This window comes from Candidatus Paceibacterota bacterium, from assembly GCA_028714635.1.
Lineage (GTDB): Bacteria > Patescibacteriota > Minisyncoccia > Phycocordibacterales > JAQTLZ01 > JAQTLZ01.
The window spans coordinates 33456-45858 of sequence record JAQTLZ010000004.1; the positions used below are offsets into that span (position 1 = coordinate 33456).

18 protein-coding genes are annotated in these 12403 nt (G+C 44.4%); 1 reads left to right on the forward strand and 17 read right to left on the reverse strand.

From position 1 onward, the window contains the following. Window positions 1-14: 14 nt before the first annotated feature. The 14 genes from dapB to PHS53_03460 all read right to left on the reverse strand — a co-directional run bounded on the left by dapB (window position 15) and on the right by PHS53_03460 (window position 10563). Window positions 15-827: a 4-hydroxy-tetrahydrodipicolinate reductase gene (gene dapB, locus PHS53_03395; protein ID MDD5357161.1), complete on the reverse strand. Its 813-nt coding sequence runs from the start codon at window positions 825-827 to the stop codon at window positions 15-17. Between the two features lie 140 nt (window positions 828-967). Continuing rightward, entirely contained in the window at window positions 968-1669 is a 702-nt protein-coding gene (locus PHS53_03400) for a transposase (protein ID MDD5357162.1), read from the reverse strand. 129 nt (window positions 1670-1798) lie between these two features. Next, window positions 1799-2212 carry a 30S ribosomal protein S9 gene (gene rpsI, locus PHS53_03405; GenBank protein ID MDD5357163.1) on the reverse strand — a complete coding sequence of 138 codons (414 nt, stop codon included), beginning with the start codon at window positions 2210-2212 and terminating at the stop codon, window positions 1799-1801. A gap of 5 nt (window positions 2213-2217) precedes the next feature. Continuing rightward, entirely contained in the window at window positions 2218-2562 is a 345-nt protein-coding gene (gene rplM / locus PHS53_03410; protein MDD5357164.1) for a 50S ribosomal protein L13, read from the reverse strand. 4 nt (window positions 2563-2566) lie between these two features. Beyond that, a complete protein-coding gene (rplQ, locus tag PHS53_03415) occupies window positions 2567-2917 on the reverse strand; it encodes a 50S ribosomal protein L17 (protein MDD5357165.1) in 351 nt (116 codons plus the stop codon). A 95-nt stretch (window positions 2918-3012) separates the two neighbouring features. Then, window positions 3013-3981 (reverse strand): DNA-directed RNA polymerase subunit alpha, encoded by a 969-nt coding sequence (locus PHS53_03420; GenBank protein ID MDD5357166.1) that lies wholly within the window; start codon window positions 3979-3981, stop codon window positions 3013-3015. A gap of 108 nt (window positions 3982-4089) precedes the next feature. Next, on the reverse strand, window positions 4090-4701 hold the full coding sequence (gene rpsD, locus PHS53_03425; protein MDD5357167.1) for a 30S ribosomal protein S4: 612 nt from the start codon (window positions 4699-4701) through the stop codon (window positions 4090-4092). A gap of 12 nt (window positions 4702-4713) precedes the next feature. Further along, window positions 4714-5148, reverse strand: a complete 435-nt coding sequence (gene rpsK / locus PHS53_03430) for a 30S ribosomal protein S11 (protein ID MDD5357168.1) — start codon at window positions 5146-5148, stop codon at window positions 4714-4716. 10 nt (window positions 5149-5158) lie between these two features. Then, the gene (gene rpsM, locus PHS53_03435; GenBank protein MDD5357169.1) at window positions 5159-5542 is read right to left on the reverse strand and encodes a 30S ribosomal protein S13; all 384 of its coding nucleotides are present in this window, start codon (window positions 5540-5542) and stop codon (window positions 5159-5161) included. Between the two features lie 88 nt (window positions 5543-5630). Beyond that, window positions 5631-5747: a 50S ribosomal protein L36 gene (gene rpmJ, locus PHS53_03440; protein MDD5357170.1), complete on the reverse strand. Its 117-nt coding sequence runs from the start codon at window positions 5745-5747 to the stop codon at window positions 5631-5633. 63 nt (window positions 5748-5810) lie between these two features. Continuing rightward, window positions 5811-6029 (reverse strand): translation initiation factor IF-1, encoded by a 219-nt coding sequence (infA, locus tag PHS53_03445; GenBank protein MDD5357171.1) that lies wholly within the window; start codon window positions 6027-6029, stop codon window positions 5811-5813. Window positions 6030-6119: 90 nt separating this feature from the next. Further along, entirely contained in the window at window positions 6120-7484 is a 1365-nt protein-coding gene (locus tag PHS53_03450) for a hypothetical protein (GenBank protein MDD5357172.1), read from the reverse strand. Window positions 7485-7526: 42 nt separating this feature from the next. After that, the gene (locus PHS53_03455; protein MDD5357173.1) at window positions 7527-8747 is read right to left on the reverse strand and encodes a hypothetical protein; all 1221 of its coding nucleotides are present in this window, start codon (window positions 8745-8747) and stop codon (window positions 7527-7529) included. Window positions 8748-8790: 43 nt separating this feature from the next. Continuing rightward, window positions 8791-10563 (reverse strand): alanine--tRNA ligase, encoded by a 1773-nt coding sequence (locus tag PHS53_03460; protein MDD5357174.1) that lies wholly within the window; start codon window positions 10561-10563, stop codon window positions 8791-8793. Window positions 10564-10614: 51 nt separating this feature from the next. Here PHS53_03460 and PHS53_03465 point away from each other — a divergent pair, with 51 nt between their 5' ends. Beyond that, a complete protein-coding gene (locus PHS53_03465; GenBank protein ID MDD5357175.1) occupies window positions 10615-10908 on the forward strand; it encodes a hypothetical protein in 294 nt (97 codons plus the stop codon). Between the two features lie 81 nt (window positions 10909-10989). On the opposite strand, the gene PHS53_03470 is transcribed toward PHS53_03465, so the two are convergent. From PHS53_03470 to PHS53_03480, 3 genes are read right to left on the reverse strand one after another with little or no spacing between them, the layout of a single operon-like run. Beyond that, window positions 10990-11583 carry a uracil-DNA glycosylase gene (locus PHS53_03470; protein MDD5357176.1) on the reverse strand — a complete coding sequence of 198 codons (594 nt, stop codon included), beginning with the start codon at window positions 11581-11583 and terminating at the stop codon, window positions 10990-10992. Continuing rightward, window positions 11583-11876, reverse strand: coding sequence for an MGMT family protein (locus PHS53_03475; protein MDD5357177.1), 294 nt, complete (start codon window positions 11874-11876; stop codon window positions 11583-11585). Before PHS53_03475 ends, PHS53_03470 begins: the two co-directional genes overlap by 1 nt. Window positions 11877-11884: 8 nt before the next feature. Further along, window positions 11885-12367, reverse strand: a complete 483-nt coding sequence (locus PHS53_03480; GenBank protein MDD5357178.1) for an MgtC/SapB family protein — start codon at window positions 12365-12367, stop codon at window positions 11885-11887. Window positions 12368-12403: the final 36 nt, after the last annotated feature.

The window sequence follows — 12403 nt, forward strand, 5'->3', positions numbered from 1 at the left end:
ACAGAACTTGTTGATTATTCGAGTCCGAGCACCTGCGCCATCGTGTACATGCCGGGATCCTTGCCGACGATCCATTTCGCGGCGCGGAGTGCTCCTCGGGCAAACGTATCGCGACTGGACGCCTTGTGTGTCAGCTCGATTCGTTCGCCGCCGATGGCGAAGTAGACAGTGTGTTCACCGACGACGTCGGCCATGCGGATGGCATGGATGCCGATTTCTTTCTTCGTTCGTACGCCACGATTGAAAGAAGATCGTCCGTGGACTGCGGTGTATCCTGCATTGGGTTCGAATCCTTTGAGGACGCTTTGGTACAATCTGAGGGCTGTACCGCTCGGAGCATCCTCTTTTTGGTTGTGATGTGCCTCGACGATCTCAACGTCGTAGCTATCACCCAACGCTTCGGCAGCTTGTTCAACGAGCTTGAAGAGCACATTCACGCCGACCGAGAAGTTCGGCGCGTGGATGACGGGAATGTGCTCGGCAGCACGGGCTATGCGATCTTTCTCGTCCCCCACAACGCCTGTTGTGCCAATGATGATGGGGATTTTCAGATCGGCACAGACTTTGGCGTGGAACGATGCCGTTACGGGCTCGGTAAAATCAATAAAGACTTGCGCAGTGCTCTCATGGTGAAGGTCACTGTCCACCACCACTCCCAGGCCCTTCTCGACGCCGGCGACTTCACTCAAGTGATGGCCAACCCATTTGTGGCCCCGACGTTCAAGTGCCTCCACCAGCTTCAGTTCCGGGTCTTTCAAGGTGAGCGCGAGCAAGCACTGACCCATTCGTCCAGCAACGCCGGCAATGCAAATCCGAGTAGGATTCATGACCATTTTCCTTTCAAAATGTGTAGAAATGACTGTGTCGCACAGAGCAACACAAGACCTGTTCCGAGGGCAATATATATGAATGTGGGGACAAAATCAAACAAAAACTTCCCTTTCCACTGTAGCAAGGATTGTCCTTGCTACAGTGAGTTTGGTGCCGTACTGTGCTCATTCTCCAAATAATCTTCGATAAAATCGTCCATCGAAGATTTCTGTCCGAAATAGTCGGGAAATGCTTCCCTGTTTAAAATAGATTTTTCGGATCTATCTTCTGCTATATAATCCGGATAACTTGAATACTGATAAGATTCCAAAAAGCTCTTCATCGTCTTTTTCTCGTTTGTAAGTGTATCAAGATTCTTTTTCCACTCCGGAAACTTGATATCAAGAGGATTGAGATGAATATATCCAAACATATGACGCATATATCTATCGTTTGCACCAATCAGTTTTGATTTAAATGGTCCACCAAACAATGCTCCCTGTCTCTGGTATTTAATATTAAAATACATCGAATACGCTGTGCCAAGTTTTTTCATAAACTTCGTAATTCCTCCGTCTACATCTTGCCTGACTAATATATGGAAATGATTTGAAAGAATGCACCACGCGCCGATGGAAACAATCGGCTTTTCTTTCTCAAGTTCTATGATTTCTTCATATTTTCTATGTTCATGATTTATCAGATTATCAAGTCGAATAGACTCTTCTGAGTTTGCGACAACAAGGAGCATCATAAACCGCTCATAATCGAATTTAGTTTTGAATATGACTCGTTTATCTATTCCGCGATTATAGAGATGGTAGTATTCGTCGGTAACAAAAGGGTCATCTCGAAGCATTCTTATATTTTATCGGACGAGGACACCCGTAGCAAGGACTGTCCTTGCTACGGGTTTTATATGCAAGATTTACACATATATACTGGTAACAAAAAAATCGCCGACCTGGCGATTTTTTTTGTTGTTTGATTAACGCTTACTCCATTGAGGCGACTTTCTCGCTTTCTTGAGACCGAATTTTCGTCTTTCTTTTGCTCTTGGATCTCGTTTTAGGAAGCCGAGTTTCTTCATGTGCTTACGAAGTTCTGCATCGTGTTCTACGAGTGCTCGAGCTACTCCGTGTCGGAGTGCTTCTGCTTGGCCGGTGATTCCCCCGCCTTTCACCATTGCTGTGATTTTAAATTTGCTTGCAAGCTTCGCTTCTGTAAGAGGATTCATCACTGACATTCGAAGCTCATTAGTTCCAAAGTAGCTCTCTAGATCTTTGTTGTTTACGGTGAAAGATCCTTTTGTCGACGGAGTCATTCGAACTCGCGCAATCGCGGTCTTGCGTCGTCCCACGCATTCAATATATCGTCCTTCTTTTGTATCTGTTGGTGTCATTTTATTTATGCGGTGATAGTTAGGTTCTTCATCATTTTTCTCTGGAGCTTGTTCTTTGGAAGCATTCCGTAGACTGCATCAGAAATGATTTCTTGGTGGCCGAGCTTTGAGACAACTTGCTTCATGCTCTTTGATTTCAAACCTCCTGGGTAGCCGGAATACTGCTTGTAGATTTTTTCTGTAAGCTTCTTTTCGGTAACAGAAACTTTTGAAGCGTTGGTGATTTCCACTTTCACTTCTGGCATCGCGTTCTTTGTGTAGCTCGCTTCGTTCTTGCCCATAAGAAGGCTCGCTGTCTTACTCGCAAGTCGTCCGAGTTTCTGATTTGTTGCGTCGATAGTATACTTCATGGTTTTATACGAAAGAAATTAATGCCATTCGCGCACCGTCGCTCACTCTCTGTGGGAGCTTGACGATTCGTGTGTAGCCTCCTTTTCGGTCTTTATACTTTGGTGAAATGGTTTTGAAAAGGGTGTTCACTGCTGACTTCATAGGAAGCTTTGCCTGTACAAGTCGGATTGCTTCACGATTGTCTACTCGAGATGCAGTCACAAGCTTCTCCATGTATGGTCGGAGTTCTTTTGCTTTTGCTTCGGTCGTAGTAATATGGCCGTGCTTGATGAGAGAGTATGCCAAAGAGCGCATGAGAGCTCGTCTCTGATCTGTTTCTCGTCCGAATTTTCTGTTTGAATTATGGTGACGCATGGGGTTAGCTTATTAGCTTCTATGCTTTTTAGCTTTTAAGTTTTGGATTTTGATTTGCATTTTCTAAGAAGCTTACAAGCTTATAAGCCAAAAAGCTATTTCAAAGCGATTCCGAAATTACTCAAAGCTTTCTTGATTTCCTGAACGCCCTTGTTGCCAAGACCGTCGATATCCAAGATATCCTCTTCTTTCTTTCGTACAAGGCCTCCGACTGTTCGGATGTTTGCGCTTGCGAGAGCATTGAGAGTACGAGGAGAAAGATTCAAAGTTTCGATTCGAGTTTTGAGGAATTCTGCATCAAGCTCTTTCTTTGGCTTGCCTTCAGCTCCAGCCTCTTCTTTTGAATCAGCTTTTTCATTCTTCACTTCTTCTTCCTTGAAGCCGACGATAGCTTTCAACTGGTGAATCATGATCTCGATTGATTTCTCGAGAGCTTCTTTTGGAGTGATGGTGCCATCAGTCTGAATGAAGAGCTTGATTCGGTTGAAATCTGTTCGGTCGCCGACTCGCATATTTTCTACTTCGTAGTTTACGCGTCGGATAGGAGAGAAAATAGCATCAAGAGTGATTGCTCCGATATCTACTCGCTCTTTCATAAGAATTTCCTTTGGAATGTATCCGAGGCCCTTTTCAACCTTGAGCTCAATTTCAAGTTCGGTATTTTTTTCTGTAATGCTTGCGAGGTGAAGTTCAGGGTTCAAAATTTCAACTTGTCCGGAAGCTTTGATGTCTTCTGCAGTCACTTCCTTCGCGCCCTTTACTTTCAGGGTAAGGGTTTGAGGCTCGTTGGTGAGCATTTTGATTCGAACTCGTTTCAAATTGAGGATGATCGTAACAACATCTTCCTTCACGCCTGCGATAGTTGAAAATTCATGGCTTACTCCGCTGATCTTCACAGAGGTGATCGCTGCGCCAGGGAGAGACGAGAGGATGATTCGGCGAAGAGAGTTGCCGATGGTGTGTCCGTATCCAGGATAAAAACCGTCTATTTCATAGACTCCGTCGAATTCTTTTTCGGAGATGATCTTTGGCTTTGAAGGAAGAACGATTGTTGGATCAAACATAGTTTTTGTGGTTAAAGTTTAAAAAAATGACTTGAAAAATATACCTTATTTTTGACAATTTTGCAAATGTGGATTGTATTGGAGGAAAGCGACCATTCCCCTACTTTGTTATCTGCTATAAAATTCCAGTACCATTGCCAGATTAAACACGGTATTTATCGGCTCTGCCTTTGGCGCTCCCTGTATCGTTCCAGTCTTCTTTTCATTGTCGAATTTGATCCATGAAGGGCAGGTGTAGGTCTTGAGTCTCTCTTCAAGCGGGCCAAAAAGAGGCTTCTTGACGCTTCGCTCTCGGATAGAGATAACATCTCCGATTTTTGTCTGTGCAGAAGGAATAGAAACTCGTTTTCCATTCAAATTGATGTGGCCGTGGTTTACCATTTGTCGTGCAGCAGCTCGTGTCGGAGCAAGTCCCATTCGATAGACGACATTGTCGAGTCGAGATTCAAGCATTGTGTAGAGCTCTTCCGTAGGCTTTACTCCTTTCTTTGTCATTGATTCTTCGACGTATCGGCCGAATTGTCTTTCTCCCATTCCGTAGGTGAGGCGAGCTTTCTGCTTTTCGATAAGTTGAATGCCGAATTCAGAGCGCTGTTTTGGGTGCTTGTATTCCTTTCGTCCACGTCGAGCTTCTCGAATCGCAAATTTAGGATTCTGCGTCTTTTCGTAGATGGGAGCGCCGAGGCGTCGTGCTATTTTGTATCGTGGTCCAATTTTCATAATGGTAAAAAATTATACGCGTCGAGGTTTTGGAGGCTTTGGGCCGTTATGCGGAACCGGGGTTCGGTCTGAAATTTCAAGTAAATTGATTCCTTTTGAAATAAATCCTCGGATCGCTGATTCTCGTCCAGAACCGACGCCTTTTACGACGACAGATACTTCTTTGATGCCCAAAACTGCGGCTTTTGCAGCGAGCGTTTCGCCGATCTTCGCAGCTGCGAAAGGAGTTCCCTTCTTTGCGCCCGCAAATCCGATAGAGCCAGATGAAGAAGCACAGAGAGCATTTCCTTTCTCGTCTGTGAGGAGGAGCTTGGTGTTGTTGTACGTAGATTCAACGTGGAGAATTCCCCGATCGTACTTCTTTTTTGTTGAAGCGCGCGAAGAAGCGTCTGTTTTCACAGCACTTCCACCGGCTCCCGCTTCTGTTGTGATTCTTTTCTTTCCCATTTAAATTATTTTATGTCTTTGTTTCTTTTCGTCGTCCGGTACCCATAGTCTTTCGTACATTTCCTCGTCGTGTTCGGGAATTGGTCTTTGTTCTCTGGCCTCGTGATGGAAGAGAACGGAGGTGTCGGATTCCTCGATATGCTTTGATGTCTTTCAAACGCTTAATATTTGCGCCGACTTCTCGCTTCAAATCTCCCTCGATCTTCATTTTTTCGATGATCTTTCGGATCTCGTTTTCTTCTTCAGGTTTCAAATCTTTCGCTTTTCGTCCGTGCTCGATCTTTGCTTCGTCGAGAATGCTTTGAGCTCGAGAACGTGCAATACCATAGAGGGAGGTAAGTCCGATTTCGAGTCTTTTATTATCTGGTATTGTGATTCCTACGATTCGCATGATTTTAAATAGGGTTTAGGGTGAAGGGTTTAGGAGGTTCGGATGCTTGGTGTTTTTATACCCTCTACCCTATCCCCTTTACCCTGTTTTGCTAGCCTTGTCGCTGTTTGTGCCGCGGGTCGCTTTTGCAAATGACATAAACATAGCCCTTTCGTCGGACTACTTTGCATTGCGGACACATTTTTTTAACTGATGATTTTACCTTCATTTAAATACAAGAAAAACAGTATGTAACTGTTTCTGCTCCGGCAAATCTACCGGACATTAAATTTTACAAACGTCTGATGATCCTTCCCTTTCCTCCATAGGGTTCGAGCTCAACTTCTACTTTGTCGCCGATGAGTACTCGAATTCGATTCAAGCGCATTTTGCCTGAAAGGTACGTGAGCAACTCATCTTTCCCTTCAATTTTGACCTTAAAAAGAGCATTTGGAAGTGCTTCGGTAACTATACCGAGCACTGATTCGGGTCTCTGTTGTGGGTTCTGCATCTCCTTTTAAAACTTTGAGCTTCACAATACTAGCAAAAGAATGGGCAAAAAGTCAACACCCTAAGGGGTTTTTCGGGGGTTCGGCAAAAATTAGTGCTGTTCGATAGTAATTTTTGAGGTATCGGAGGGGAAAGAACGAAGCCAGAATGGCTTGACGACTACCTCGGCTTTTTCTATTCCGTGGTATGTGGCAAGGATATTTTGGAGTTCTGCCCTTTGCTTGCCGGCAATCTCACTTACAATTTTATCTGTATCAATGACCCACTGCATTTTTGGCTGGCCTTTCAGGTGAAATGAAAGGGTACCTGGATCGAAGGGATGTTTCGGATCAGCTTTTTTAGTTTCGTATGTGAGGTTTTCCATATTGAGAACGGCGACAGGGCCTCCATCAAAATCTTTCAAGGACTTCTCTGCAATCTGATTGCTCAAAGCTCTTTCATCGAACACGATCGCTTTCAAATTTGCGTGGACGCCGACCTCAACTGAACCTCCCGCTGTCTGCTTGTCGGGAAGATTTGAGAAATCAGCAGCGTACGAGTTGGAAAAAAGTACAAAGCCGTCTTGTTTCTTGGTGTTCACTTGAGAAAGGAGTTCAGCAACAGCTTTTGTCTGCGCTCTTTTTATAGCATCTGTGCGATCTTTGTCGGTAATGGTATTGATCTTTCCGATGAGTCCTCCCTGCATTGGAGTTTTTGACCTCGCGTAAAAATCTTTGTATTTTGTTGTACCTTTAAATCCTGGAACAGTGAAATCTACCAGTCCGACGTTGTATTCTTCGCCGGGAGAATCGGCATAGGCAAGGACGCTGACCGAGCCAGGAATGCTTTTCCCCGCTAAAGTGGCTTTCCCGGGGATTGTGACTGACGAATCAATTCTAAAGATAAGGCCATCTGTTGTTTCAAGTCTTGTGTTTCGGATGAGTTTTTGCGGAGTGGTGGAGAAATTATTATAGAGGACCACTGTTCCAGACGCTTTCTTTTTTGCATCTTGGGTACCGCTCGCTGTAACAAGTTCTTTCGAATCTTCCGATACCGCAATCGTTTTATATCCGATCCCCTTCATCTCTGGAACTTCTTGGGCCACAAAATCGCTGTCGAGAGAGGCGTCTGCTTGCCGAGCGGTGACTTTGAGAGTTGCACTCGATGCAAAAGTAGTAATGAGAAATACCAAAAGGGCGATTCCCAAGATTCCTCCGACAACCCCGATGAGGATTTTTGGAAGCCGCTTCTTTTTTGGGTATTCGTAATAGGAATAATTCTTTTCTTTTATCGGTACTGGTTGTTCTTCCCTTCTTGTTTCTCTTGGAGGGGCGTCAGGAATTCTTCTTTCTGTAGCTTTTTCAGCTTTTTCCCGGACAGGAGGAGGCGTGGGCGCTGGTTTTTGCCGTTTCAGAGGAATGCGCCTAATGCTTCGTTTTCCTGGCGGTATTACGTCTTGAAAAATTTCTTTTGCCATACTGTTTTGTATTATATGCCTATTCTTTATCTTTACCTAACACTATTTTTCTGCGCCGTCTTTTGAAAAGAGCTTGTTCAAGAAAATTGTCTCAAGACAGAGAAACATATCCCCATCTCCGATGCCGTTTCTCTCATAATGCAGAGCAAGCGTCTTGCTTTCGAGGGGCACAACTTTTTTCGCGCCGGTTTTCTCGTCCGCTTTTTCTATTTTTTTGATGACACTGTTGAAAAGATTTGCGAACGGAGGTTCCGAGATGAGATAAAAGAGCGACGGGACAGCTCTATTCTCGCCGAGGTTGCCGAGAGCAGATTGGAATGCTTCATTCCATTTTGTTTGCATATCTTTCACGACGCCTTCTATCTTTCCGCCCGTTTTTTCGAATGTTTTGCCATCGAGAAAGAGCGAGAGGGATGAAATGGCGACATCTCGAGATACTTCTAACGCTTCAGAAATTTTGCGAAGCGTCTGGTTGTGCCCGACTGGGAAAGAAAATGTTTCCAGAAGCCCTCCTCCTTTGATGAGCGAGATTTCGGTTGATTCTCCTCCGACATCGACAATGAAAAAATCGTTTTCACCCGGATAAATGTCGCGAAGCACGGAATGGGCAACTCCTGGGAAAGAATGTATGCCAACGTGCCGAGGGTGGAAAGAATGAAGCACGACATCTTTGACACGATTTAGAAGATGCGAATCAATGAAGCTTGAAAGTATGTTTGCTTCCGCGGAAAAGATGATCTGGCCGAACGGTTTTGCTGTCTCGTAGCCGTTTAGTTTTATTTGGATGACCTTTTGTTCCAGGAAGTTTATTCCGCTTACGTTTTTATTTTGATTTGCTTCGACGGCTTTTTCGTACGATGTTTTTTCGTGCGCGAGCATTTCTTTGAGCAGTCTTTCCGTGAATGTAAAAGGCTTCTCTTTCTCGATGCGGGCAATTTTTGTCTCTGAAATATACCAAGGAGAAGAAAAGACCAAAAATACTTCTTTTACTTTGTGGTCTTTGAATTCGGTGGCTGAAAGGTGGGCAATCCCCTCTACTTGAAGCGAGCTTGTGACCTTAGTGAGCGCGGAGAGGGTTTCTGAAACTAATTCTTCTGAACCGGGGCTTTCGTGAAAAGGAATTTCGAGACGGGCTGTGTAGAGAATTTTAGGCTTGCCGTGGCGGGAAAGCTCCAAAAGGGCTCCGCCGACGCTTCGTGAGCTTATATCAAAGAGAACTGAAATTTCATGCTCTGGTTTTTTGAAAAGAGACGAGAGGAACATTCATTAATTGTATCATCTCCTCTAAATCCTTTGAAGTGGAAAGCTATTCCAATACTGCCTTTATACGACGAACTCCGGCGGAGACGGCTTCTTCTTTTTGGATTTTGAAAGTTCCCTTTAATTCTGATGTGTTAGAGACGTGGGGGCCCCCGCAGAGCTCCATGCTCACGATTCCGGTTTTCTCATTGCCGATGGAATAGACTTTTACCACTTCTCCATATTTATCTTCAAAAACGCCGATAGCGCCGAGTTCTTTCGCTTCAATAATTGGCATTTCTCGAAAAGAAACTGGAAGTTCTGCCTTGATCTGCGCATTTATCCATTCTTCCACCTGTTTTTTCTCCTCGTCAGTCATTTTTGCAGTGTGAATGAAGTCGAATCGAAGCCGGTCGGGAGTGATGTTGCTTCCCTTTTGTTCAACGTGCGCGCCGAGCACTTTTCGTAATGCGGAATTCAAAAGGTGCGTTGCTGTATGGTATTGAACTTCTTTATCGGAATGCCCCGCAAGTCCTCCTTTAAATTTCTGTTCTGCGCCTTTGCGAGAAAGTTCTTGGTGTTCTTTGAATTTTTTATTGAAACCAGCAACATCTACCGTCTTACCTTCTTCTTTTGCAAGCTCGAGCGTTACTTCGAGTGGAAAACCGTGGCTTGAGAAAAGGTCGAAGGCTTCTTCTCCGGAAATATGTTTTTCAGAGATCTTTTCAAATAATTTCAATCCGCTTGCGAGAGTTTTCCTGAATTTCTGCTCTTCCTCATCGATTTCTTTTCTTATCAGATCACGTTTTTTTGAAATACTATCATATATGATAGTATATTTTTCTATCACTGTTTCGGCAATCCAAGAAAGCGAATCGTGCTTCATCTCTAATTTGTCTGCAAAGCGAACAGCTCGTCGAAGAAGTCGGCGCAAAATATATCCAGCATCTGTATTTGATGGAATGACCCCGTCGCCGATCATGAAAACAGCAGTACGAATGTGATCAGCAACAATTCTCTTCGCTTTTTCGTCGGCAGAAGTTGTGAACTCATTTATCTTTGCCATTATCGGCTGAAAAAGATCAGTGGCAAAAACATTTGCTACTCCTTGCGAAACCATACAAAGCCGTTCAAAGCCTCCGCCAAAGTCCACATTTTGTTGTTTGAGTTTTCCAACCACAACCCCGTTCTTTTTTTCATAGCCCATGAAGACGTCGTTTCCAATTTCCACAACCTCCTGTTTGTTATCGGCTTCGAGATACTCTTCTTTTGTCATTTTACCCAAACCTTTTTTCGTAAGGTCGTAGAAAATTTCGGTGTCGGGTCCGCATGGTCCGTTCTCACCCGCTTGCCACCAATTATTTTTTGCGGGAAGGAAATAGATGCGATCTTTGGGAATTCCAATTGATTCCCAGATTTCTGCCGATTCTGTATCTTTCGGAGCATTTTCATCACCCTCAAAACAGGTTACGTAGATTCGATTTGGATCGAGACCGAGTCCCGCTTCCTTGCTTGTAAAGAATTCGTATGTCCAGGAAATAGCATCTTTTTTAAAATAATCACCGAGTGACCAGTTGCCAAGCATCTCAAAAAAGGTGTTGTGGGTATTGTCTCCCACCTCATCAATGTCTTGTGTACGGACGCATTTCTGAATATTCGCAAGACGTCTTTGTGTCGGCATAACTCTGCCAAGAAGAAAAGGCACGAGAGGCTGCATTCCGGCAGTTGTAAAAAGAACAGATGGATCATTTTCTGGCAAAAGCGAAGCCGAAGGCAAAATCATATGATCCCGCTTCTTAAAAAACTCTAAAAATTTGCTTCGAATTTCTTCGGATTGCATGAGGATAAATATAGCATAATTCGATCAGTTAAAAAATTGAGTTGTCCGAACATGTTGACAAATACTAAATTCGTAGTAATCTATATTTTGGTAGACACTCGAATTTCGCAGTGTCGGATTGGGGAGGAAGTCATGATCAATAATTTCGTGCCAAGTCCAGATTGGACAGATGCAGAACGCCTCCAGTTGATCGCTCTTCTGGGGCAGGAGATGAAGGAGGCATCTCAACAAGTCCTCCTAGCATCGTCAAAGGTGTTTACTTGGGGGGAAAAGCTTGTGTTTCTCGCGACACAGAGCCCAGCCTTTCTTGAGGCTAATCGATCACAGATTTTGGGGGACGATTAGCCTGCGGCTCCTACGTGACGCGCCGTTGTTCAACTAACATCTAGCTGTTTTGTTCGCCGCCAAGCGAACAAAACAGCTATTTTATTTATATTTTTTCAGAACTTCGAAATCTTTTTTTAAAGTGTCTTTAAGGTGTTGATTATAGATTGCGGCGGCGGGGTGGTAGAGCGGGATGACTGTGAGGCTACCGTAGGAGACTTCTACTTCAAAAGTTTTGCCGTGCATCATGCTTATTACTTGTAACTGTGCGCCAAGACCGAATTTTTTCATAATGTATTCCATCGAGAAACGCCCCAATGTTGCGATGATTTTCGGCTCAATTATAGTGATTTGACGGTCTAAAAATGGCCCGTAAGCGTCTATTTCTGACGGTAGAGGGTCACGATTGTCAGTAGGCCTATCCTTGACGATGTTTGTCACATAGACGCCCTTTCGGTCAATCCCGACGCTCGCCAAAAGCTCGTCCAAAATCCTGCCTGATGCTCCGCAAAAAGGCTTGCCCGTTTTGGCCTCATTCTTTCCTGGCGCTTCGCCGATGAACATTATTTTCGCATAATGATCCCCTTCTCCGATCACAGGGAAAACTTTATTTTTCCGGCGCTCATCAGCAAGCGGACTTTCCATTGCGAGAAGCTCGTCTTTAATCCGTTTGAGTTTTACTGTGTGTTCGTCCATTAATCTTCATTTCTAGCGAGGTTGTAGCGAGGTTGAACCTCGCTAAGAGCACCCTCCTTTTTAAGAAGTGCGATTTTTTGCATATCTCCGCGATTATAGTGTCCGGTTTTGCCGTCGGAACGGATGACTCGGTGGCACGGGATTCTCGGATTGTAGTTGGTTTTGAGGATGGAGCCGACAGCGCGGGAAGCCCGAGGGCTTCCCGCGCGCTCTGCCACTTCTTTGTACGTCAGAACTTTTCCTTTTGGAATTTTCGCCACTACTGCAAACACTTTTTCCGTAAACGTCTTCATTTTAAATGCTATTTTATTTCTCCGCTCTCTTCAGAATATTCGGAACCAGTTTCTTTGATCGCTGTCTCTACTTTCCACAGCACGGTAAAGACAAGGAGAGTAAGGACAGTTGCAAAAATTGAAAGCAAGTAGAGTTGAAATCCAATAGCAATTCCAATCCCGCAGGCGACCCAAAGTCCTGCCGCCGTGGTAAGTCCTTTCAATTTATCATCTTTGAAAATGATGAGGCCCGCGCCGAGAAATCCGATGCCGGTAATGATCGCTCCGGGAATCTGTGTGGGAATGACATCGCCCACTCCAAGCGCTCGGGCATGTATGATCTCTGAAATGACAACAAAAAGACAAGAACCCATTGCGACAAGAGAAAAGGTCCTCATTCCCGCGCCTTTATGAGAGAGACTTCTTTGAATTCCTAAAATCCCGCCGAGCACCAGCGCGAGGAGTAGCTGGAAGAACATAACAGTATTTGGATTCGCAAAAAATGTATCCATATAATTTTAAATTGGATTAATTAATGTGGCTTTATT

Bases quoted from the DNA above. Each gene is read 5' to 3' on its own strand.
- rpsD (MDD5357167.1), bottom strand. From the start codon at position 4,701: ATGAAAATTGGACCACGATACAAAATAGCACGACGCCTCGGCGCTCCC.
- PHS53_03470 (MDD5357176.1), bottom strand. From the start codon at position 11,583: ATGGACGAACACACAGTAAAACTCAAACGGATTAAAGACGAGCTTCTC.
- PHS53_03460 (MDD5357174.1), bottom strand. From the start codon at position 10,563: ATGCAATCCGAAGAAATTCGAAGCAAATTTTTAGAGTTTTTTAAGAAG.
- infA (MDD5357171.1), bottom strand. From the start codon at position 6,029: ATGCAGAACCCACAACAGAGACCCGAATCAGTGCTCGGTATAGTTACC.
- PHS53_03475 (MDD5357177.1), bottom strand. From the start codon at position 11,876: ATGAAGACGTTTACGGAAAAAGTGTTTGCAGTAGTGGCGAAAATTCCA.
- PHS53_03480 (MDD5357178.1), bottom strand. From the start codon at position 12,367: ATGGATACATTTTTTGCGAATCCAAATACTGTTATGTTCTTCCAGCTA.
- rplQ (MDD5357165.1), bottom strand. From the start codon at position 2,917: ATGCGTCACCATAATTCAAACAGAAAATTCGGACGAGAAACAGATCAG.
- PHS53_03465 (MDD5357175.1), top strand. From the start codon at position 10,615: ATGTTGACAAATACTAAATTCGTAGTAATCTATATTTTGGTAGACACT.
- PHS53_03455 (MDD5357173.1), bottom strand. From the start codon at position 8,747: ATGTTCCTCTCGTCTCTTTTCAAAAAACCAGAGCATGAAATTTCAGTT.
- PHS53_03450 (MDD5357172.1), bottom strand. From the start codon at position 7,484: ATGGCAAAAGAAATTTTTCAAGACGTAATACCGCCAGGAAAACGAAGC.
- rpsK (MDD5357168.1), bottom strand. From the start codon at position 5,148: ATGGGAAAGAAAAGAATCACAACAGAAGCGGGAGCCGGTGGAAGTGCT.
- rpmJ (MDD5357170.1), bottom strand. From the start codon at position 5,747: ATGAAGGTAAAATCATCAGTTAAAAAAATGTGTCCGCAATGCAAAGTA.
- PHS53_03420 (MDD5357166.1), bottom strand. From the start codon at position 3,981: ATGTTTGATCCAACAATCGTTCTTCCTTCAAAGCCAAAGATCATCTCC.
- rplM (MDD5357164.1), bottom strand. From the start codon at position 2,562: ATGAAGTATACTATCGACGCAACAAATCAGAAACTCGGACGACTTGCG.
- rpsI (MDD5357163.1), bottom strand. From the start codon at position 2,212: ATGACACCAACAGATACAAAAGAAGGACGATATATTGAATGCGTGGGA.
- PHS53_03400 (MDD5357162.1), bottom strand. From the start codon at position 1,669: ATGCTTCGAGATGACCCTTTTGTTACCGACGAATACTACCATCTCTAT.
- dapB (MDD5357161.1), bottom strand. From the start codon at position 827: ATGAATCCTACTCGGATTTGCATTGCCGGCGTTGCTGGACGAATGGGT.